The sequence below is a fragment of the Lelliottia jeotgali genome, from assembly GCF_016771845.1.
In the GTDB taxonomy this organism is placed as follows: domain Bacteria; phylum Pseudomonadota; class Gammaproteobacteria; order Enterobacterales; family Enterobacteriaceae; genus Enterobacter; species Enterobacter jeotgali.
Genome location: NZ_JAENMQ010000001.1, coordinates 327,085 through 349,300 on the forward strand (window position 1 = coordinate 327,085; position 22,216 = coordinate 349,300).

A 22,216-nucleotide genomic window follows, 5' to 3' on the forward strand; every position below is an offset into this window, starting at 1 on the left:
ATGATGAGCCATTATCTGCTGCGACGGGCCGGGATGGGGCTGCTGGTCCTGTGGGCTGCATTTACCCTCTCCTTCGTGCTGCTTCAGGTGCTGCCGGGCGACGCGGTGCTGATTAAATTTCAGAACCCGGATTTGGGACTAAGCCCGGCGCAAATCGAAGAGATGCGTGTCGCCTACGGTGCGGACAGCCCGCTCTGGCAACAGTATTTCCATACTCTGTTTGCCATGCTGCGCGGCGATTTTGGTTTTTCATTACAGGCGGGCGTACCGGTGAGCGAGCTTGTCGCCAGCAATTTGCCCGACACCCTGAGCCTCGCCCTGCCCGCGTTCGCCCTGGCGGTGGTGCTGGCCTTCGCGCTTGCGTTTGCCGCGCGCTTACCGGGGCTACGCTGGATAAGCAACGCTCTTCAGTCGGTACCTGTTCTGTTCATTTCGCTGCCAACCTTCTGGCTCGGCATCGCGCTGATTCAACTTTTTTCCTTCCAGCTACGGCTGATCCCAGTGATTAACCCGTCGCCGCTGCAAGGGCTGATCCTGCCGATCGTTACCGTCGCCATTCCGATCTCCGCGCCGCTGGCGCAAATCCTGATGCGCAGTCTCGATCAGGTCTCCGCCCAGCCGTTTGTCGCCGTCGCACGTGCCAAAGGGCTGAGTGAAACCGGCGTTTTGTGGCGTCACGTCACGGGTAACGCCCTGCTGCCGGTGCTGAATATCGCCGGCATTTTGCTCGGTGAACTGATCGCCGGGGCGCTGATTACCGAAACCGTCTTTGGCCGCAGCGGTCTGGGACAGCTCACGCAGCAGGCGGTGAACAATCAGGACATCGCCGTGTTACAGGCGGTGGTGATGATCTCGGCGCTCGGTTTTGTACTGATTAACCTGCTGGTGGATCTGTTGATGCCGCTGTTTGATCCACGTCTGCAACCCGTCACCGGAGGTGCATCATGAGTCTGGTGGATTATGCCGCCGCTGCGCGAAAGCGCGTTCCGGCTCTGCAATATCTCAATATACAGCCCGGTTTATGGCTGGCGTGGGGTGTGATTGCTGTTGCTGCCCTGGCCGCGTTAGCCCCCGGCCTGCTCACGCAGTACAGCCCGATTGATGGGATCGCAGGCGCACAGCGGCTCGCTCCGCAAGCGGGACACTGGCTGGGAACCGATCAGTTGGGTCGCGACGTTTACGCACGCATTGTATATGGCGCATCGCATTCCCTGAGTGCTGCGCTGGCAGCCGTCGCGATGGGATTGTTCGTGGGGACGGCAATCGGCGTGATTGCGGGCGCTTTTGCCGGACGCGTGGAGTCGGTGCTAATGCGCCTGGTCGATGTCCTGCTGTCGATTCCGTCGCTGTTACTTTCCCTGACGGTAATCATTTTGCTCGGCTTCGGCACCGTGAATGCCGCGATCGCGGTCGGTGTGGCATCGATTGCCAGCTTTGCCCGCCTGGCGCGCGGGGAAGTGGTGCGCATTCGTCACGCGGATTACGTCGAAGCGGCCTACGGCAGCGGCGGCACCTTTTGGGCGGTGCTGTGGCGACACATTTTGCCGAATTCTCTGACTGCTGTTCTCGCCTTCGCAACGCTCCAGTTTGGTCAGGCCATTCTTGCCCTCTCAACGCTCAGTTTCCTCGGTTACGGCACCCCGCCGCCGATTCCGGAATGGGGTCTGCTAATCGCCGAAGGACGTAACTATCTCTCGACGGCCTGGTGGTTGACTACCTTCCCCGGCATCGTGGTGATCGCCGTGGTACTTGCCACCAACCGTATCAGCCAGCAGTTAAACGGAGGCCGCTCATGACCGTTTTGTCCGTTGAAAATCTGACCTTAAGCTATCGCATTGGCCGCCAGTGGCGCGAAGTCGTGCATAACGTCAGCTTCACCCTGAAACGCGGCGAAATGCTGGCTTTTGTCGGCGAATCCGGTTCCGGGAAAACCACCACCGCGCAGGCGATTATTGGCCTGCTGGCGGAAAATGCCCGTAGCGATAGCGGCAAAATTGTTCTCAACGATGAAGAGATCGATCAGTGGTCGGCGAAACGGCTCAACAGCCTGCGCGGAGCGCGTATCAGCCTTGTGCCACAGGACCCCGGCAACTCACTGAATCCGGTTAAAACCATCGGCGCACAGGTGGGCGAAATCCTGCATATTCACCAGAAAATCACCTCTGCTGAGCAGGAAAGCCTGGTGCTGGCCCTGCTGACCAAAGTCGGACTGAGCCACCCTGAACAGCGCATGAAACAGTATCCGCACCAGCTTTCCGGCGGAATGAAGCAGCGGGTGCTGATCGCGATTGCCATCGCCCTGCGCCCGGATCTCATCATCGCCGATGAACCGACCAGCGCGCTGGACGTGACGGTGCAAAAACGGATTCTCGATCTGTTGGATATTCTGCGCCGCGAGTCGGGCACAGCGGTACTGTTTGTGACGCACGATCTGGCTCTCGCCGCGCAACGTGCCGATCGCTTACTGGTGTTTCGTCACGGCGAAGTACAAGAGCACGGCGCAACCGCCGACGTGGTGCGCACCCCGCAGCACGCCTATACCCGTCAGTTGCTGAGCGATTTGCAAGGTTCGCGGTTAACCATCGCGCCGGTATCAGGCCATCGGCTGGCATCCGCCGCCATTCGAGCGCAAAACATCAGCAAACAATTTTCGCTCAGCAAAGGTCACGCTTTGCAGGCGCTGGATAACGTCAGTTTTGACGTGCAACGCGGCAGCACTCATGCACTGGTTGGCGAATCGGGATCGGGGAAAACCACGCTTGCACGCATTTTGCTGGGGTTCGAGCAGGCAGACAGCGGGCGCGTCACCATTGATGATATCGATGCGACGCAGCTTAGCGTGGAGGCCCGCCGCCAGCTGCGGCAAAAAATTCAGTTCGTGTATCAGAACCCGTTTGCTTCGCTCGACCCACGACAGACGCTGTTTGAAATCATCGAAGAACCGTTAAAAAACTTCGGCAAGGCTGCCAAAGCGGAACGCAAAACCCGCGTCGAGGCCGTCACCACGCGGGTCGCCCTGCCGCTGGAACTGTTGAATCGCACGGCGCGCGAACTCTCCGGCGGTCAGCGCCAGCGCGTAGCCATCGCCCGCGCCCTCATTCTGGAACCGACGATTCTGGTGCTCGATGAAGCGACTTCTGCGCTGGACGTCACAGTCCAGGCTCAGATTCTTGCCCTGTTGCAACAGCTTCAGCAGCAGCTGGGGCTGACCTATCTGTTTATTACCCACGACCTGGCAACCGTTCGTCGCATCGCGCACAGCGTGACGGTGCTTAAGAGCGGCCAGGTGGTTGAACATGGCACGGTTGAAACGCTTTTCTCCTCACCGCAAAACCGCTACACCCGTGAGCTGATCGACGCCATTCCCCATTTTTCACCCGTTACGGAGGAATACGCATGACGCGTAAACGCCTGGGATTCTTTACCCGCCTGCTGGATGATGCCCTGCCCAAAGAGCGCTATCGCCTGGCGACAGAACAGATCCGCCATGCCGAGCGTTCTGGGTTTGATACGGCCTGGATTGCCCAGCACCATTTCCATGAACGAGAAGGCGGCCTGCCATCACCGCTGGTATTCCTCGCCCACGTTGCGGCGCAGACGGAAAAAATTCGACTGGGTACCGCAATTATCACCCTGCCAATGGAGAACCCGCTGCGCGTGGCAGAAGATGCGGCGGTGCTGGATTTGCTGGCCGACGGGCGTCTCGATGTCGGTTTTGGTTCCGGCGGCACGCCGACCTCGTTTCTGCCTTTTGGTCTGACCTTTGAACAGCGCGGCGCGGCATTTGCGGATCATTTGCATCTGATTCAGAGCGCCTGGCGCGGGGATTCGCTCACCCATCCAGATAATCATCTTTACCCGCCTGCGCCACAGCTGGCGGAGCGCGTATGGATCGCGACGTTTTCCGTTGAGGGCGCAGTGCGTGCGGCGCAGGCCGGACACGGGCTGATGTTGTCCCGTACCCAGCCTCGTCCGGCTGATCGGCTCGATCTCACTCTAGACCAGATTCAGAACCCGATTGTCGACGCTTATCTCAATGCGTTGCCCTCGGGCGTTGCACCGCGGATTTTGGCCTCTCGCACAGCATTTGTGGCCGACAGTGATGAGTACGCCCTGAAAGTCGCTACGCCGGGTTTAACCCGACAAGCGCAGGCACATGTTGCAGCGGGTCATGCCGTTTTAGGTGACAGTGTCACGGATTATATTCGTCAGTTCGACGCCCATATCGGCACGCCACAAACGGTGCTGGCGTCGCTTTCCCAGGATTCGGTCCTCAGACGAGCAACGGATATTTCATTCCAGGTCCACTCCGTTGAGCCGTCCCATCGGGACACCTTACGTTCGATTGAGCTTATTGCAGAACATATCGCCCCTCATATTCTTTAAGGAGTCCCTATGTCTTTAAGTCAGGATATTGTTGCCGAATTAGCCGGGATCGCGCCGGGTTCACCGTTGGCTACTGCCCGCGCGACCCGCGACGCCGCGACGCGTCATGCACAGGGCAGCTATGAAACCCTCTTCAGCCAGCAGGACGCCGCGTTTGGGCTGGATGAACGTGTGGCCGTCGCCGCGAAAGTTGCAAAATGGCACAACGCCGATGCGCTGGCCGCTCACTACGCCGGTTTTGGTCTGGCTGACCCGACATCAGCACGGCTCACGCCTGCGCTGACTTTTGCCCGTCTGCTCACCTTCTCGCCCGTCGAAGCCACACCTGGCGCGCTGAACGCACTGACTCAGGCGGGTTGGAGCAAAGAGGCGATCGTGACGCTGGCACAGTTGATCGCGTTCGTCAGTTTCCAGAGCCGTCTCATCGTCGGACTCAGTTTGCTCAATGACAAAACCGTTGCCGCAAGCGACACGCCTGTTGCGGCGGGAATTTGGCACACCACGCCCACGACGAAAAGCGGTAAACCTGCGCCAGTGCAGTTTACTCAGCAGGAGCTGGGCTGGGAGCCGTGGCTGGCGTCCAAACCACTGGCGGAATTTAACGCTGATGAACAGGCGACTCTCGCCAAATTTGGCCATACGGAGTCTGATTATTTCCGTCTGCTTGCGCGCAATTTGCCGGTGCTGGAGCAGCGCACGCTGACCGATAAAGGGATTTTTTATACGGCTGGCGGCCTGCCCAGAGCAGAGCGTGAACTGGCGGCAACCGTGACCAGCAAAGTAAACGGCTGCATTTACTGCGCATCTGTCCATGCGCGTAAAGCCAGCCAGTTGTCGAAGGATGACAACGCGGTTGAAGCACTGCTGGCGGTGCGTCCGGGTCAATCGTTAAGCGAGGGGCAATCAGCTCGCTGGCAGGCGGAAATTGATTTTGCTGCAGCGCTGTCCGTGACGCCGCCGGCTATCACGCCAGCGCATCTGGCGGAACTGGAGAAGCAAGAGCTGGACACGCTAGAACAGCTCGATCTGATACAGTCCGCGGCGTTTTTCGCCTGGGCCAACCGGCTCATGCTGACCCTTGGCGAACCGTACCTTCCTTGACAGACGTCAGGCTAGCGCGCTGGCGCTAGCCTGAGCACGTTTGGCTTTTTGACGGCCATACAGCAGCAGCGACGACATCGCGGCGAACGAGAGGAGCGCCGCCGGTAGCGTCACGTAGCTCCAGCTGTAACCGAGCGTGATCATCATCCCGCCGAAATACGCCCCGATAGCACTCCCGAGGTTAAACGCCACCTGCCCGCCTGCCGCACCCAGCAGTTCACCGCCCTGCGCGTTTTGCAGCAGCATGATTTGCAGCGGCGCAGACAGCGCAAACAAGCCCGCACAGCAGATAAAGCCCATCACCAGCGATGCCGACGGGTTTTCACCAAAGGTAAACAGCATCAGCAGCGACAGCACAATCACCAGATCGGTGGTCGCGGCAATACGCAGCGGGCTGTAGCGACCCGATAATTTGCCACTGAGCAAATTCCCCAGCACCATACCGAGGCCCATCAGCATCATGATGACGGTCATAAACCCTGCCGAAAACCCGGAAACGTTAACCATAAACGGCTTCACAAAGCTGAACCACGCAAACACACCGGCATTGCCGAACATGGTGGCGGCGAAGATCAGCCAGGGTTCCGGCTTTTTCAAAAAGTGAAACTGTTCCGTGAGCCGGGTTTCCGTTTTATCGTAAAGATTCGGCACCCACAGAATGACCGAGAGGATCACCAGCGCATCAAATGCCGCAATCAGGAAAAAGGTATAGCGCCAGTTGTACTCGTGGCCGAGCCAGGTGCCCAGTGGGACGCCAACCAGATTAGCGACCGTCATCCCGGCAATCATCCCCGACACGGCGAGCGTGACTTTGCCCGGCGGCGCGATTTTAGAAAGAATGATCGCCCCGACGCCGAAAAATGCCCCGTGTGGGAAGCCTGACACCAGCCGCCCAATGGCCAGCCAGAAATACGAGGTTGAGAAGGTAAATAGCGCGTTTCCGGCCACACACAGGGCCACCAGGAACAGCAAAACCGTTTTCAGCGAGAACTTATTTGAAAACAGCGCAATGATCGGTGCGCCAATGACCACGCCAAAAGCGTAGTACGAAATCATACTCCCGGCGGAAGGGATCGAAATGCCGGTATCATGCGCCAGCTCGGTCAACACGCCCATGATGCCAAACTCGGCCATCCCTAAGCCAAAGGTACCCAGCGCCAGTGAAAAAACGGTTTTTTTCATACCACAGCCATTTGTTAAAAATTTGCAACAGCCATTATTGAACAAACTGGTATGGTGAGCCAGTTCGAATTAGCGCTCTGACAGGTTAATCCATTATTTCGGGTAGGGTTGTGAATAGGTTTACCCAATTATGGCTACGCCCAGTCGTTCCATAATCTGCGCCACCTGATAACTGTCGAGCTTAACGCCCTGCAAATCTACGCCGCGCACGTCCAGATCGCCCAGTTCAGAATTGGTCAGATCGCAATGCGTGACATTGGCCGCTCGCCAGTCGAACGATGAAAATTCGCCGCCAGATAGATCGGAACCACTGAACGTTGCGCCGAGAATGTGCGCACCGTTCCAGCGGTTCTCCCACAGTTCGCACTTCTCAAGCACTACTTTTGAAAAGTTGGCGTAGCTGAGGTTGCTCTTGGTGATGTATGCGCTGCAAAACCAGGTGCGTGAGGTGATCATATTCATAAAGCTGGTGCCACGAAAGTCAGCGCCCTGCGCCCGACACTCGCGAATTTCGATCCCCAGCGCGCTGGCGTTTCTGAAATCTGCCATCGTTAAATCGCAGCTTTTGAAAACGGCATCTTTGAGTATTGCTCTGGAAAAATTACCGCCCTGCTGGCTTTCGCGATCGTAAAACTGACAGCCGATAAACTCCGTGCCGGTGAGATCGACACCGGAAAAATCACAGTTTTGAAAAGTCCCGTTTTCAATTTTTTCCCCCGTGAACTGGTTACGGCCAATTCTTTCACCCTTCAACGTCAGCATTTTACGACCACCTGTTTATTTATACAGTTATGACCACATTGTAACCCGATCCCTCACCTGCGTGTAAATATTTCCCGCGAGGTTTTGCGAGCACGATTACACTTCAAAGAGTTACCCCTCCCTTCAGCAGAAGAGGATTGTTATGGGAAATATCAAGAAAGTAAAAACCGTGGCGGAAAAAGTTATTAGCAAACCGCTGAAGACGAAGGAGTACGAAAAGGAACTGCGTCGCCTCCACGTTGAACTGGTGAAATTACAGCAATGGGTGGTCACCAAAGGCCTTAAGGTTTGCATTGTCTTTGAAGGTCGGGACGGCGCAGGCAAAGGCGGCACCATTAAAGCCATCACCGAACGTGTCAGCCCGCGTGTGTTCCGGGTTGTTGCGCTGCCCGCGCCGACTGAGAAAGAAAAAAGTCAGCTCTATTTCCAGCGCTACGTGCCGCATTTACCCTCAGCGGGGGAGATCGTTATTTTTGACCGCAGCTGGTACAACCGTGCGGGCGTGGAGCGCGTGATGGGCTTTTGTACGCCGGAACAGGTGCAAAAGTTTCTCGATGGCACCCCGACGATGGAACGAGCGATGGTCGATGCGGGGATTATCCTGATCAAATACTGGCTCGAAGTGACGCCCAAAGAGCAGGAACGCCGCCTGCGTGACCGCATTGACGATGGACGTAAAACCTGGAAGTTATCGCCGATGGATATCAAATCCTTCAAGCTGTGGGATGAATACACCAAAGCACGCGATGCGATGTTTGCCGCCACCGATACCGCCTGGGCGCCGTGGTTTGTTGCACGTTCCGAGGACAAAAAACGCGTCAGGCTGAATGTTATTTCTCACCTGCTGTCGCAGATCCCTTACAAATCGCTGCCCGTCGAACCGGTTAAACTGCCGAAGCGGAGAGTGGGTAAAATCAAACCGACGGATTATCCGTTCAGATATATTGCAGAACGGTTTTAAAAGCGCCGGGTGGCGGCTTCGCCTTACCCGGCCTTCAGAAAGGTCGAACCCGTAGCGCCGGCGGGCAAAGCCGACGGCGCAGAGGTTTACTTGATCCCTTCCGTGCTCTCTTTTTTCGCTTCCAGTCTTTCGACGTCACGATACCAGCGCGGATGATGCTTTTGTGCCCAGCGGCGGCTGACTTTCCCTTCAATCATTCCTTTGATCGACCCTTTCACCCAGAACGCCATATACATATGGATAAGGATCGCGTGGATCAGAATGATTGCCGTGGTCGCATGGATAAGCAAACTGTAACGAATCACCTGTATCGGGAAATAGTGGGCAAAGTACGGGCGCCAGATAATCACCCCGGTCACCAGCAGCACGAAAATCATGCTCATGATGGTCCAGAACATCATTTTCTGTCCGGCATTGTACTTGCCAACTTTGGCGACTTTATGCTCGTTGCCTTTCAGCACTTCGACAATCCCTTTCACCCACGGAATATCTTGCTTATCCGGGATGTTGTGATGCACAAAGCGCACGAACATAAACATCAGCACCACGAAAATTAGCACGCCGAAGAACGGATGCAGAATGCGTCCCATCTGCGGTGTGCCGAAGGTTTCAGTCAGCCATTGCAGCGTCGGGAAGAAGAACGAAATCCCCGATACCGCCACCAGAAAGAAGCAAATGACCACCGTCCAGTGACAGGCGCGGTCGACGAATTTCGTGCGCACAATCATCTTCGATTTACTCATGATGCTCCTCCTCGTCGTCATCCACCTCTTTGTTCGGCCCGATACCGATGTAGTGATAAATCAGTCCGGCAAAGGTGGCGATAAATCCGGCGGCCGACAACGGTTTCAGCGCCCCTTTCCACAGATTGATAGAGGTATCAATGGCCGGATCTTTTGGCAGATTGTGATAAAGCTCAGGCTGATTGTTGTGATGCAAAACGTACATCACGTGCGTGCCGCCAACGCCCTGTGGGTTATAAATCCCCGCGTTGTCGTACCCGCGCGCTTTGAGCTTATCGACGCGTTCCTGCGCCACTTCAAGCATCTCTTTCTTGGTACCGAAATGAATCGCTCCGGTCGGACAGGTTTTCACGCAGGCAGGTTCTTGCCCGACGCTGACGCGGTCCACGCACAGCGTGCATTTATATACCCGGTTATCGTCTTTGTTCAGACGCGGAACGTTAAACGGACACCCGGCGATGCAGTACCCGCAGCCGATACAGTTATCCTGCTGAAAATCGACGATACCGTTGGCGTACTGAATAATCGCGCCCGCAGAGGGACACGCTTTCAGACAGCCAGGATCTTCGCAATGCATGCAGCCGTCTTTGCGGATCAACCACTCCAGTTTGCCGTTCTGCTCGGTTTCGCTAAAGCGCATCACCGTCCAGGATTTAGCGCTAAGATCTGCCGGGTTATCGTAAACCCCGACGCAGTGCCCAACCTCGTCGCGGATATCATTCCACTCCGAACAGGCCACCTGGCAGGCTTTGCAGCCCACGCAGGAAGAGACATCAATCAGCTTGGCGACTTCGGCCTTATAGTCCCGCACACGAGGTGCGGGAGTCATGGCGTTGGTCGCGGAGCGTTTGATAATGTCTTGTGTTTCCATTGCCATTGAATCGCTCCTTACGCTTTCTCGATGTTGACCAGAAACGCTTTATATTCCGGCGTTTGCGAGTTGGAATCGCCGACGTTTGGCGTCAGGGTGTTGGCGAGATAGCCTTTTTGCGCCACCCCTTCAAAGCCCCAGTGCAACGGAATACCGACGGTTTCTACCTGCTGGCCGTTGACGTTGAGCGTCTGAAGACGACGCGTTACCACCGCCACCGCACGAATAAAGCCGCGCTTACTGCTCACTTTCACCCGGTCGCCGTTAGCAATGCCCTTCGACTTCGCCAGGTTTTCGCTGATTTCGACAAACTGTTCCGGCTGCGCGATGGCGTTGAGCCGCGCATGTTTGGTCCAGGTGTGGAAATGCTCGGTCAGACGATAGGTGGTCCCGACGTACGGGAACTTATCTTTCTTGCCTAAACGCAGCGCATCGTCTTCATACAGGCGAACCACCGGGCTAGAGACCACGTTCGGGTGCAGCGGGTTGGTGCCCAGCGGCGTTTCCATTGGTTCGTAGTGTTCCGGGAACGGACCTTCTGCCAGTTTGTCGAGGGCAAACAGGCGGCCCAGACCTTCTGGCTGCATGATGAACGGCCCGGTTTTACTGCCCGGCGGCGCGGTGTTGAAGTCCGGGATATCGTTCCCCGCCCACTTCGTGCCGTTCCACTCGATCAGACTGCGTTTCGGGTCCCACGGCTTGCCGTTGATATCCGCCGACGCGCGGTTGTAGAGCACGCGTCGGTTGAGCGGCCACGCCCATGCCCAGCCCAGCGTGTTACCTAATCCTGACGGATCGGCGTTATCGCGGTTGGCCATCTGGTTGCCCTGCTCAGTCCAGCTCCCGGCGTAAATCCAGCAGGAGGACGCCGTCGTTCCGTCATCACGCAGCAGCGCAAAGCTGTTCAACAACTGGCCTTTTTTCGCCAGCAAATTGCCATTCGGATCGTAGAGATCCGCCAGCGCAACGCCGTTGTTCTCTTTGGCTACCTCTTCCGATTCCGGATGATCCGGCTGTTTGTAGCTCCAGCCCATTTTCAGCAGCGGTTCTGCACCCTTTCCGCCTTCGGAGCGATACATTTCGCGCAGACGATGGTAAATACCGGCCAGAATTTCGCCGTCGTTACGCGCTTCGCCCGGAGCGTCCTGGCCTTTCCAGTGCCACTGCAACCAGCGGCCAGAGTTAGCAATCGAGCCATCTTCTTCTGCAAAACAGGTCGACGGCAGGCGGAAGACCTCGGTTTGAATTGACGCAGTATCGACATCGTTCATCTCGCCGTGGTTCTGCCAGAAGTTAGAGGTTTCGGTCACCAGCGGATCGATAACCACCATGTACTTCAGCTTGCTCAGACTGCGCACGACTTTGTTTTTGTCCGGGAAAGAAGCCACCGGGTTAAAGCCCTGGCAGATGTAGCCCGTGACGTTGCCCTTATCCATCATGTTGAAATACTTGATGACGTCGTAGGCCTGGTCCCATTTTGGCAACCACTCAAAGCCCCAGTCGTTCTCTTTCTGCGCGGCATCGCCGTAGAAAGATTTCATCAGGCTAACGAAGAACTTCGGATAGTTGCTCCAGTAGTTCACCTGATCTGGAAGCAGCGCTTTTGGCGTATTGGCCGCAAGATACGTTTGCAGATCCGCCTGCTTTTCAGAAGGCAGCGACAGATAGCCGGTCAGGCTGGTGGAGAGCAGCCCCAGATCGGTCAAACCCTGAATGTTGGAGTGTCCGCGCAGGGCGTTCACGCCGCCGCCTGCCATCCCCATATTGCCGAGCAGCAGCTGGATCATCGCCATAGTACGGATGTTCTGCGCACCGACGGTGTGCTGCGTCCAGCCCAACGCATACAGGAACGTCGTCGTACGATCGGCTGCGCTGGTCGAGGCCAGCACTTCACACACTTTCAGGAAGTCAGCTTTTGGCGTTCCGCAGATGTTTTCCACCACCTCCGGCGTATAGCGAGAAACGTGCTGTTTGAGCAAGTTCCACACGCAGCGCGGATCGGTCAGGGTTTCATCGCGTTTCGCAAAGCCATTTTCATCAAACTGGTAGTTCCAGGAGGATTTATCGTACTGACGTTTTTCTGCGTCATAGCCGCTGAAAAGTCCGTCATCAAAGGCAAAATCGTCCCGCACCAGCAGATTAGCGTTGGTGTAGTGTTTAACGTATTCGTCGTTGATTTTATTGTTTTCAATCAGATACAGCAGCACGCCAGACAGGAACGTAATGTCCGTACCGGAACGAATCGGCGCGTAGATATCGGCCACCGATGCTGTACGCGTAAAGCGCGGATCGACGACGATCAGCGTCGCATCATTATTATTTTTCGCTTCCATCGCCCAGCGGAATCCCACCGGATGCGCTTCAGCGGCGTTACCGCCCATCACGACGACTACGTTGGCGTTTTTGATATCAACCCAGTGGTTGGTCATCGCACCGCGACCAAATGTTGGAGCAAGACTTGCTACCGTTGGTCCGTGTCAGACGCGCGCCTGGTTGTCTACCGCCAGCATGCCGAGTGAGCGCACGAATTTTTGCGTCAGCATACCGGTTTCATTACTTGCCGCAGATGCGCAGAGCATCCCGGTGGAAAGCCAGCGGTTCACGGTAACGCCCTGCTCGTTCTTTTCGACAAAGTTGGCGTCACGGTCAGCTTTCATTAATTTGGCGATGCGATTGAACGCATCATCCCAGGAAATACGCTGCCATTTATCAGAACCTGGCGCACGGTATTCCGGGTAACGCAGGCGGTTGTCGCTGTGGACATAATCCAGCAGACCTGCGCCTTTCGGGCAAAGTGCCCCACGGCTCACCGGATGATCCGGATCCCCTTCAATATGATAAATCGCTTCTTTGGCGTTCTTAGCGCCATCACCCAGGCTATACATTAATAGCCCGCATCCCACGGAGCAGTATGTGCAGGTGTTGCGGATCTCTTTGGCGCGCAGCAGTTTATAGTTACGCGACTGAGCCAGCGCCATTTTGGGCATAAATCCCAACGCAGCAGCTGTTGTTCCGGCCATACCGCCCGCGCAGATTTTAAAAAACTTTCTGCGGCTGACGTCCATTATTGTCCTCGTTCTGTTCAGGAGACTTCGCGGGGGAAACTAGCAGCAAAGCCCCTGATTTTTTTGCGTCAAATCAATGTCCACGATCTTCGCCCCCTTAATAGTCCTCCCTGGCGGCTTTGCTTAATCCTTTGGGGTTAACCGTTTGTAGTTTGATTCGCGAAAGCGCCTGAAAGAGTGCTATAAAATTGCCCCTGGATTTCGATGGCATTGGGATAAAAATGGACAGAAAAAGAGCAACATTGATTGGCCTCGCGGCGATTATGCTGTGGAGCACGATGGTAGGTTTAATTCGCGGTGTGAGCGAAGGACTGGGGCCTGTCGGTGGTGCGGCAATGATCTACACTCTCAGCGGTTTACTCTGTTTTATCACCGTTGGATTTCCGGATATCAGACGCTTCTCAACGCGCTATCTTATTGCGGGCAGCGTCCTGTTTGTGAGCTACGAAATATGCCTGGCGCTTTCGCTCGGATATGCCAGCACCCGCCATCAGGCGATTGAAGTGGGGATGGTGAATTATCTCTGGCCGAGTCTGACGATTGTGTTCGCCATTTTGTTTAATGGTCAAAAATCGAACCTGTGGATTATCCCTGGCTTACTGATCGCCCTGCTCGGTGTTTGCTGGGTATTAGGCGGTGAGAATGGTCTGCATCTTGCTGAAATAACCGCCAATATTATCTCTAATCCGCTGAGCTATGGACTGGCATTTGCTGGGGCCTTTATCTGGGCGGCTTACTGCACGGTGACCAGTAAATATGCCAAAGGACAGAACGGTATTACGCTGTTCGTTTTGCTGACTGCGCTGTCGCTGTGGATGAAATATCTGTTCAGCGATCAACCGGAAATGGTCTTCAGCGTACCGGTGGTCATTAAACTGGTGATGTGCGGAATTGCGCTCGGTTTCGGCTACGCTTCGTGGAATATTGGCATTTTGCACGGAAATGTCTCCGTGCTGGCCACAGTCTCTTATTTCACCCCGGTACTGTCTGCCGCCCTGGCCGCCGTTCTGCTGAACGCCCCGCTCTCCTTTGCCTTCTGGCAAGGGGCGTTGATGGTGTGCGCAGGGTCGTTACTGTGCTGGTATGCCACCCGAAAATAAACCCGATTCAGGGGGAAATACCCCCTGTTATTCATCCTGCATAAATAAAATGTGATCCGACATCAGATATTTTGTTTTTTACATCGTGTTTACATTTATATTCTGTTTATATTGTGCCCTTCGTAACTTCTTCTTACATTCTGATTGACATAAACTGACAACGCAGCGGAACTAATTACGCTCTAATAATCCCTGCCGATATAGCCATCGCCACAATAGTTTATGTGTAAATATTTCAGCATTTCTGTCCTGAATCAGCTCAAAAGCTGGCTAACTATTTGATTTTGCGTTTTAGAAGCCAGTATTCAATCGGATATACTTGATAATCACCTATAATAATAAAAACCCGATCAAACTATATGAAGGGTAATTATAAAATTAAGTAAATACTCAATACCCGAATAACAATTAATCAATCCTGCCAAATATCGGCCATTTTATTGGACGCACGTCACACTAATTGAAATTATCAGCAATAACTTGAAACTTATTATTGAAATGAGACTACAAGATTCTTAAAAATAGCATGCCATTGACGAACGACCTCGTTTAGAAATCGTTTATTAATGGCTCAGGAAATGCCCAAAGAAAATTATAAGGATTATTAAAATGAAACTTAAATTAGTTGCAGTGGCAGTGACTACCCTGTTGGCAGCAGGCGCGGTGAACGCGGCTGAGATTTATAACAAAGACGGTAACAAGCTGGATCTGTACGGTAAAGTAACAGGTCTGCACTATTTCTCTGATGACGCTGGCAACGACGGCGACAAAACTTACGTGCGTCTGGGCTTCAAAGGTGAAACTCAGATCAACGACCAGATGACCGGCTACGGTCAGTGGGAATATGAGTTCAAAGGCAACAACGACGAATCCAACGGCGACAAAGGCAACAAAACCCGTCTGGCGTTCGCGGGCCTGAAATTCAACGAATTTGGTTCTTTCGACTACGGTCGTAACTACGGTGTTGCTTACGACATCGGCGCATGGACCGACGTTCTGCCAGAATACGGCGGAGACACTTGGACTCAGACTGACGGCTTCATGACTGGCCGTACTACTGGTGTTGCAACTTACCGTAACGCAGACTTCTTCGGTCTGGTTGATGGTCTGAACTTTGCAGCACAGTACCAGGGTAAAAACGACGACCGTGATATCACCACCGCGAACGGCGATGGCTGGGGTCTGTCTTCTACCTATGAAATGGACGGTTTCGGCGTGGGTGCTACCTATGCGAAATCTGACCGTACTGACAACCAGGTTCGTGCAGCAGCGCTGAACGACCTGAACGCAGGCGGCGAAAACGCAGAAGTTTGGGCTGCTGGCCTGAAATATGACGCGAACAACATCTACCTGGCAACTACCTACTCTGAAACCCGCAACATGACCAACTTCGGTAAAGGTTACATTGCGAACAAAACTCAGAACTTCGAAGCGGTTGCACAGTACCAGTTCGACTTCGGTCTGCGTCCTTCCGTCGCTTACCTGCAGTCCAAAGGTAAAGACATCAATTCTTACGGCGACCAGGATCTGGTGAAATACATTGAAGTGGGTACCGTTTACTACTTCAACAAAAACATGTCCACCTACGTTGACTACAAAATCAACCTGGTTGATGACAATGCCTTCACCAAAGCTGCTGGTGTAAGCACCGACAACATCGTTGCACTGGGTCTGACCTACCAGTTCTAAGATTTTGTCAGTTAAAAAGGCCAGCCCTTCGCGGCTGGCTTTTTTTATCGCAGTCACCTGGCGTGATAAAGGAGTACGCCATGCACCTCTATACCGGACGCTGCTTGTGTGGGATGAGCCAGTTTAGCGTCAACATCGATGCGCTCGATGTGTATGCCTGCCACTGTACCAACTGCCAGAAATGGTCGGGCGGAATTGCCATGTATCTGGAAACTCAGGGTGAACCTACCGTTGAGCAAGGTTCGATCGCCCCTTCGCACTTTTCCTCTTCTTCGCGCGGAGAGCGCTGGTTCTGTCCCGGATGCGGTTGTCCACTCTGGTTCGAGTTAACGCCCTCCGGACGTTATTTTGTCCCCTGGACGCTGCTGGATCTCAGCGAAGATGAACGTCGTCGACTGGTGCTGGCCGCCGAGATTTATACCGAAACACAGCCGGCTTTCTGGCGACTCACAGGACAATACGCCCGATTCAGCGGGACCGAGATCGAAGCGCTGGATAAAAGCTGCTCATTCACAACGTAGCGCTACCCGCCGCGCGCCTGAGCCATGCCTGCAACAACTTGCCATCCTCGGTCATATCCGAATCCTGACGGACGCACAGATAATAGTCGCGCCCGTCATCGATGGGCGCATCGAAGATTTTCACCAGCTCGCCGCTCTCCAGATAGGGCGCGATAAGCGGCTCGCGCATCAGCGCGCAGCCCAGTCCGGCCTGCACGCCCGCCAGCGTCAGCAATCCATCTTCAAACAGCGGGCCGCTCTTGCGCGGTGGACGTTTCACGCCCTGCTGGATAAACCACTGCTGCCAGGTGGTGCGCTCTTCGTCGTGTAAGAGCGGCATTTGCAGCAGCTGTTCCGGCGTATCCAGAAGCCCGTGAACGCGCAGAAACGCCCGGCTGCATACCGGCACCATCTGCCCGGAAATCAGTTTTTCGCTCTGATATCCCGCCCACTGACCGTTGCCAAATCTAATCGACATATCCGACGCATCGCTAAGATAGTTACGATGGTTGGCGTACACCACGTTGATTTCCGTTTGCGGGTTGGCGCGCATAAACGCGGGCAAACGTGGAATAAACCAGCCCATGCCGAACAGCGGGATCAGGCTTATCGTCACCTGCCGCGTCTGTGCCTGTTCAACAAGATGCTCTGTGGCCTGGCGCAGAACGTTAAAGGCCGCGCGGATTGAGCGGTAATAGTCACGCCCCTGCTGGCTCAAAATCAGCCTGCGCCCCTGGCGCTCGGTGAGCGGCATTTGCAAATAGCCTTCCAGCACTTTGAGCTGATGGCTGACAGCAGACGGTGAAATCGCCATTTCCTGTGCCGCCTGCGTCACGCTCCCTAGCCGGGCGATCGCTTCGAAGGCGCGCACGGCCCGCAGGGGTGGATCGTTCGCCAGACGGCTTTCCGCATAGGCAGGCAACGCATGTGATTGTTCTGTTTTATTCATATGTTGATTTCAGTGGCGTCATTTCGCTCAGGTGATGTTTTACTATTTTGTTTAAAATCATCGTGATAAATCAATCTCGAAATATCATAAGAAATAATATATGCGTATTTTACAATTTAATTCAATTATCGGATGTTACCCGCTGAAAGAGCAATCTGTTGGGTAACCACGTTGGACACACTGATACAACAACTGATCAATGGCGTGATGCTGGGCAGCATCTACGCGCTGATCGCGCTGGGCTATACGATGGTGTATGGCATTTTGCGCATTATTAACTTTGCCCACGGCGATATTCTCATGGTCGGCGCGCTTACCACGCTGTCGGCCCTCAACGCGCTGAACGGTATTTTCCCGCACATGCCGCAGCTGTTGCAGCTCGGTTTTGCGCTGGTTATTGCGATGGCCGTCTGCGCCCTGCTGGCAATGGCGGTAGAACGCTTCGCCTATCGTCGCCTGCGCAACGCCCCGCGTCTGGCACCGCTGATCTCCGGGATCGGCGTATCCGTGCTCCTGCAAACCGTGTCCATGATCATCTGGACCCGCAACCCGCTGATGTTTCCGCAAATCCTGCCGATGGACGCCATTGCTGTCACCGCCGGCAGCGCAGACCATCCCCCGGCCATTATCACCGTGACGGGTATCGTCACCGTGTCGCTGGCGCTGATAGTGATGACAGGACTGTGGCTGCTGGTGGAATACACCCGATTAGGTCGTGGAATGCGCGCGGTGGCCGAAAACCCACGCGTCGCGACGCTGATGGGCGTCAACCCCAACGCCATTATCACGCTCACCTTTGCCATTGGCGGTATTTTTGCCGCGCTCGCGGGGGTGATGATGGCCAGCAACTACGGCAACGCCAGTTTCTCTATGGGCTTTCTGCCCGGCATTAAAGCCTTTACCGCCGCTGTTTTAGGCGGCATCGGCAATATTCGCGGGGCAATGATCGGCGGGATTTTGCTTGGGATCATTGAAGCGCTGGGCGCGGGGTATCTGGGTGAGCTGACGAACGGCGTGTTCGGGAGTAACTACCAGGACGTCTTCGCGTTCATCGTGCTGATTCTGGTACTGGTGTTCCGTCCGGCAGGTTTGCTGGGTGAACGCGTGGCGCACAGGGCGTAAGGGATACTATGACAACCACATCACTACAGGCTCCTGTTTCTACGCGCCGCTTCTGGCCCGGTATGACGCTATTCGTTATCGCCCTGCTGATTGCGCCGATAGTCGCCAGCCAACTCGGCGGCAACTACTGGGTGCGCGTCATCGATTTCGCACTGCTGTACATCATGCTGGCACTGGGGCTGAACATCGTCGTCGGTTATACCGGCCTGCTGGATATGGGCTTCATCGCCTTTTACGCCGTCGGCGCGTATCTCGCGGCGCTGCTGGCGTCACCGCATCTGCTGGAGGTCTTCCCGATCCTCAGCGTCTGGTTCCCGGACGGGCTGCACACCTCGTATCTGCTGATTATTCCGCTTGCGGCGCTGGTCGCGGCGGTGTGCGGCATTATCCTCGGCGCACCGACGCTGAAACTGCGCGGCGACTATCTGGCGATTGTCACGCTCGGTTTCGGGGAGATCATCCGCATTCTGATGCGCAACCTCGACCGCCCGGTGAATATCACCAACGGCGCGAAAGGCATTACCGGCGTCGACACGCTCAATCTGTTTGGCCTGAAATTTAGCGGCGTGTATCACTGGTTTGGCATGAAGGTCCCGGCCCTGTGGCTGTGGTACTACCTGCTGATGCTGGTGATCGTGCTGATCATTTTCGTCTGTCTGCGCCTGCAACACTCGCGCATTGGCCGGGCGTGGCATGCGATTCGTGAAGATGAAGACGTGGCTCGCGCGATGGGCATCAATATACGCAACTACAAACTGCTGGCCTTTGCGATGGGCGCTTCTTTTGGCGGCGTGGCGGGCGCGCTGTTCGGTGCTTTCCAGGGCTTCGTATCCCCGGAATCCTTCACGTTACAGGAGTCGATTGCGGTGCTGGCAATGGTGGTGCTCGGCGGAATGGGCCACATCCCAGGGGTGATCCTCGGCGCGGTACTGCTAACCGCCCTGCCAGAAATCCTGCGCAGCCAGGCGGCACCTGTTCAGCAAGCGCTGTTTGGCACTGTGCTGATCGACCCGGAAATTCTGCGCCAGCTGTTCTACGGACTGGCCCTGGTACTTGTGATGCTCCTGCGCCCCGCCGGGATCTGGCCAGTACGCCACAAGGAGGTCAACGCATGAGCCTGTTAATCGTGCGCAATATGTCTAAACGCTTTGGCGGTCTGACCGCCGTTGACGATGTTTCGCTCTCGATCAACAAAGGTGAAATCTACGGTCTGATCGGCCCGAACGGCGCAGGCAAAACCACCTGCTTTAACCTGATCACTGGCCTCTACCCGGCAGACAGCGGCGAGTTTTCGATTGCCGATAAGCCCTATTTCCCGAAGCAGATCGACAAAGTCACTGCTGCTGGCATCGCCCGCACCTTCCAGAATGTGCGTCTGTTTAATGAGATGTCGGTGCTGGAAAACGTGATGGTAGGCCGCCACGTGCGCACCCGCAACGGACTCTGGGCAGCATTATCTCGCCATAAACGCGCCCGCGCGGAAGAGGCGCAAACTCGCGAACTGGCCTGGCACTGGCTGGTGTACACCGGCATTGCCAAATTTGCTCACTATCGCGCCTGCGACCTGGCTTACGGCCATCAGCGTCGGCTGGAAATCGCCCGCGCGCTGGCGACCGACCCGCTGCTGTTAGCGCTCGACGAACCGGCTGCAGGCATGAATGCCGCCGAGAAAAATGCGCTCGGTGAACTGCTCACACGTATTCGCGATGACGGCAAAACTCTGCTGATGATTGAACATGACGTCAAACTGGTGATGGGCATTTGCGATCGTCTGACAGTCCTGGATTACGGCAAAACGCTGGCGGTCGGCACGCCCGACACCGTTCGACGTGACCCGGCGGTGATCGCCGCCTGGCTGGGAGGCAACGTCCATGTCTGAATTACTCAAAGTCGATCGTCTGGACGTGCATTACGGCGGCATTCAGGCGGTGCGCGATGTCTCGTTTACCCTGCAAGAAGGCGAACAGGCAACGCTAATCGGCGCTAACGGCGCGGGCAAAAGCTCCACCGTTCGCGCCATTACCGGGCTGGAAAACTTCGGCGGAAATATCGAATTTAACGGTCAACCGGTGCGCAAACGTAAAGCCGAAGCTTTACTGCGCGACGGGCTGGTGATGGTCCCGGAAGGTCGCGGCATCTTCGCGCGCATGACGGTGCTGGAAAACTTACAGATGGGGGCCTGGCTTCGGCGTGACACTGTCACCATTAAAAGCGAAATGGACGAGATTTTCGACCGTTTCCCGCGCCTCGGCGAACGTCAGCATCAGCTCGCCGGGCTGCTTTCCGGCGGCGAACAACAGCTGCTGGCGCTAAACCGCGCCCTGCTCAGCCGCCCGCGTCTGCTGATACTCGACGAGCCATCGATGGGACTGGCCCCGAAAATGGTTGAGAACATTTTTCAGGTGATTAAAGGGCTGCGCGAACGCGGCGTGGCCCTGCTGCTGATCGAACAAAACGCCCGGCTGGCGCTGGAAGTCACGGACCAGGCCTGGGTGATGGACAGCGGCAGCATCGTGCATCACGGCGAATCAAAAGCGCTGCTCGATGACGACCAAATTGCACAGATTTATTTGGGCGAAATGCCCGTTTAACACACCAACCAACACCAGGGAAATTATAATGAAAACCTTAAAAATCAGTGCGCTCAGCGCCGCGTTTCTGCTCAGTGGTTTTGCCTCATCCGCCTCATGGGCCGCGGACAGTGAAACGGTAATTATCGGCCTGGCAGGCCCGCTTACCGGCCCTTCTGCGCGAATCGGCAAAGATCTGGAGAACGGCGCACAGCTGGCGATCGACGACATCAACAAACAACACCCGACCATCGGCGGCAAAGCAGTGACGTTCAAACTGCAGTCCGAAGATGATCAGTCCGATCCGCGCACCGCCGTGGCCGTAGCTCAGCGTCTGGTCGACAGCGGTGTGGCTGGCGTGGTCGGCCACTGGAACACCGGGACCAGCATTCCGGCGGCGCGTGTTTATCACGATGCCGGGATCGCCCAGGTCGCGCCCGTCGCCACCGGTCACGCGTACACCAAACAGGGCTTTGACACCAGTTTCCGCGTGATGGGCCACGACGATGACGGCGGCCAGTTCGCGGGCGAGTATGCGGTGAAAACGCTGAAAGCCAAACGCATCGCCGTGATCGACGACCGTACCGCTTTCGGGCAGGGTCTGGCAGATGAATTTATCAAATCGCTGGAAGCTCAGGGCGTGAAAATCGTCGACCGCCAGTACGTTGACGACAAAACTGTCGACTTTAGCGCCGTACTAACCGCCATTCGCAGCAAAAACGCCGATCTGGTGTTCTTCGGCGGCGTGGACAGCCAGGCTGCTCCGCTGGCGCGTCGTATCAAGCAGCTGAACATGAACGCCACGCTGATGGGCGCGGGCGGCTTCGTCAGCCAGACCTTCCTGCAGCTGGCGCAGAAAGAAGGTGAAGGTGTTGTCGCGCTGGAACCGGGTCTGCCGGTTGATCAAATGCCGGGCGGAAAAGCGTTCGAGCAGGCGTATCAGTCCCGCTACCACACCCATATCGAACTGCACGCGCCGTTCGCCTATGACGCCACCCGCGTGCTGGTCGCGGCGATGGAAAAATCTAACTCCGTCGATCCGTCCGAGTATCTGCCCGCCCTGCGCGCCATCAGTTATTCCGGCGTCACAGGTCAGATAGCCTTTGACGATCAGGGCAACCTGAAATCCCCGTCCTTTACCGTCTATAAAGTTGTCGACGGGAAATGGCAGCCGCAAACCGTTCTGGGCGGCGCAAAAACGAAGTAACGCAGTGA

At 55.7% G+C, this 22,216-nt stretch carries 20 protein-coding genes; 14 read left to right on the top strand and 6 right to left on the bottom strand.

The window, feature by feature from the left end; genetic code table 11:
- Positions 1-3: 3 nt before the first annotated feature.
- From JBO43_RS01545 to JBO43_RS01565, 5 genes are read left to right on the top strand one after another with little or no spacing between them, the layout of a single operon-like run.
- Positions 4-948 carry an ABC transporter permease gene (locus tag JBO43_RS01545; protein ID WP_095282054.1) on the top strand — a complete coding sequence of 315 codons (945 nt, stop codon included), beginning with the start codon at positions 4-6 and terminating at the stop codon, positions 946-948.
- Positions 945-1,796, top strand: coding sequence for an ABC transporter permease (locus JBO43_RS01550; RefSeq protein WP_202673562.1), 852 nt, complete (start codon positions 945-947; stop codon positions 1,794-1,796). The genes JBO43_RS01545 and JBO43_RS01550 overlap by 4 nt, the downstream gene beginning before the upstream one ends.
- On the top strand, positions 1,793-3,400 hold the full coding sequence (locus JBO43_RS01555; protein WP_202673563.1) for a dipeptide ABC transporter ATP-binding protein: 1,608 nt from the start codon (positions 1,793-1,795) through the stop codon (positions 3,398-3,400). The genes JBO43_RS01550 and JBO43_RS01555 overlap by 4 nt, the downstream gene beginning before the upstream one ends.
- The gene (locus JBO43_RS01560; RefSeq protein WP_202673564.1) at positions 3,397-4,386 is read left to right on the top strand and encodes a putative FMN-dependent luciferase-like monooxygenase; all 990 of its coding nucleotides are present in this window, start codon (positions 3,397-3,399) and stop codon (positions 4,384-4,386) included. Before JBO43_RS01555 ends, JBO43_RS01560 begins: the two co-directional genes overlap by 4 nt.
- Positions 4,387-4,395: 9 nt before the next feature.
- Positions 4,396-5,487 carry an alkylhydroperoxidase domain protein gene (locus JBO43_RS01565; protein ID WP_202673565.1) on the top strand — a complete coding sequence of 364 codons (1,092 nt, stop codon included), beginning with the start codon at positions 4,396-4,398 and terminating at the stop codon, positions 5,485-5,487.
- A gap of 6 nt (positions 5,488-5,493) precedes the next feature.
- Here the strand turns inward: JBO43_RS01565 and araJ are convergent, their stop codons facing one another.
- A complete protein-coding gene (gene araJ, locus JBO43_RS01570) occupies positions 5,494-6,669 on the bottom strand; it encodes an MFS transporter AraJ (protein WP_202673566.1) in 1,176 nt (391 codons plus the stop codon).
- 120 nt (positions 6,670-6,789) lie between these two features.
- Positions 6,790-7,431 (bottom strand): Qnr family pentapeptide repeat protein, encoded by a 642-nt coding sequence (locus JBO43_RS01575; RefSeq protein WP_202673567.1) that lies wholly within the window; start codon positions 7,429-7,431, stop codon positions 6,790-6,792.
- 142 nt (positions 7,432-7,573) lie between these two features.
- Between JBO43_RS01575 and ppk2 the strand changes: the two genes are divergently transcribed.
- Positions 7,574-8,392, top strand: coding sequence for a polyphosphate kinase 2 (ppk2, locus tag JBO43_RS01580; RefSeq protein WP_095282061.1), 819 nt, complete (start codon positions 7,574-7,576; stop codon positions 8,390-8,392).
- A gap of 86 nt (positions 8,393-8,478) precedes the next feature.
- On the opposite strand, the gene fdnI is transcribed toward ppk2, so the two are convergent.
- Genes fdnI through fdnG form a run of 3 tightly spaced genes read right to left on the bottom strand, consistent with a single transcriptional unit; the run spans position 8,479 to position 13,071 of the window.
- A complete protein-coding gene (fdnI, locus tag JBO43_RS01585; protein WP_095282062.1) occupies positions 8,479-9,135 on the bottom strand; it encodes a formate dehydrogenase-N subunit gamma in 657 nt (218 codons plus the stop codon).
- A complete protein-coding gene (gene fdxH / locus JBO43_RS01590; protein WP_103946243.1) occupies positions 9,128-10,012 on the bottom strand; it encodes a formate dehydrogenase subunit beta in 885 nt (294 codons plus the stop codon). Before fdxH ends, fdnI begins: the two co-directional genes overlap by 8 nt.
- Before the next feature lie 11 nt (positions 10,013-10,023).
- Positions 10,024-13,071: a formate dehydrogenase-N subunit alpha gene (fdnG, locus tag JBO43_RS01595; RefSeq protein WP_103972657.1), complete on the bottom strand. Its 3,048-nt coding sequence runs from the start codon at positions 13,069-13,071 to the stop codon at positions 10,024-10,026.
- A gap of 221 nt (positions 13,072-13,292) precedes the next feature.
- Here fdnG and yddG point away from each other — a divergent pair, with 221 nt between their 5' ends.
- The 3 genes from yddG to JBO43_RS01610 all read left to right on the top strand — a co-directional run bounded on the left by yddG (position 13,293) and on the right by JBO43_RS01610 (position 16,381).
- The gene (gene yddG / locus JBO43_RS01600) at positions 13,293-14,171 is read left to right on the top strand and encodes an aromatic amino acid DMT transporter YddG (RefSeq protein ID WP_202673568.1); all 879 of its coding nucleotides are present in this window, start codon (positions 13,293-13,295) and stop codon (positions 14,169-14,171) included.
- A 609-nt stretch (positions 14,172-14,780) separates the two neighbouring features.
- A complete protein-coding gene (ompC, locus tag JBO43_RS01605; protein ID WP_095282066.1) occupies positions 14,781-15,860 on the top strand; it encodes a porin OmpC in 1,080 nt (359 codons plus the stop codon).
- Between the two features lie 80 nt (positions 15,861-15,940).
- Positions 15,941-16,381, top strand: coding sequence for a GFA family protein (locus tag JBO43_RS01610; RefSeq protein ID WP_202673569.1), 441 nt, complete (start codon positions 15,941-15,943; stop codon positions 16,379-16,381).
- Here JBO43_RS01610 and JBO43_RS01615 read toward each other — a convergent pair.
- On the bottom strand, positions 16,371-17,309 hold the full coding sequence (locus JBO43_RS01615) for a LysR substrate-binding domain-containing protein (protein ID WP_095282068.1): 939 nt from the start codon (positions 17,307-17,309) through the stop codon (positions 16,371-16,373). The two genes, JBO43_RS01610 and JBO43_RS01615, sit on opposite strands and share 11 nt — an antisense overlap.
- 171 nt (positions 17,310-17,480) lie before the next feature.
- Between JBO43_RS01615 and JBO43_RS01620 the strand changes: the two genes are divergently transcribed.
- The 5 genes from JBO43_RS01620 to JBO43_RS01640 are packed head-to-tail and all read left to right on the top strand — an operon-like array spanning position 17,481 to position 22,208.
- Complete coding sequence (locus tag JBO43_RS01620; RefSeq protein WP_202673570.1) at positions 17,481-18,431, top strand: branched-chain amino acid ABC transporter permease; 951 nt, start codon at positions 17,481-17,483, stop codon at positions 18,429-18,431.
- Between the two features lie 8 nt (positions 18,432-18,439).
- Positions 18,440-19,546 (top strand): branched-chain amino acid ABC transporter permease, encoded by a 1,107-nt coding sequence (locus tag JBO43_RS01625; RefSeq protein ID WP_095282070.1) that lies wholly within the window; start codon positions 18,440-18,442, stop codon positions 19,544-19,546.
- Positions 19,543-20,310 carry an ABC transporter ATP-binding protein gene (locus JBO43_RS01630; protein WP_202673571.1) on the top strand — a complete coding sequence of 256 codons (768 nt, stop codon included), beginning with the start codon at positions 19,543-19,545 and terminating at the stop codon, positions 20,308-20,310. The genes JBO43_RS01625 and JBO43_RS01630 overlap by 4 nt, the downstream gene beginning before the upstream one ends.
- Entirely contained in the window at positions 20,303-21,022 is a 720-nt protein-coding gene (locus JBO43_RS01635; RefSeq protein WP_095282072.1) for an ABC transporter ATP-binding protein, read from the top strand. Before JBO43_RS01630 ends, JBO43_RS01635 begins: the two co-directional genes overlap by 8 nt.
- A 28-nt stretch (positions 21,023-21,050) precedes the next feature.
- Complete coding sequence (locus JBO43_RS01640; protein ID WP_202673572.1) at positions 21,051-22,208, top strand: branched-chain amino acid ABC transporter substrate-binding protein; 1,158 nt, start codon at positions 21,051-21,053, stop codon at positions 22,206-22,208.
- Positions 22,209-22,216 lie beyond the last annotated feature (8 nt).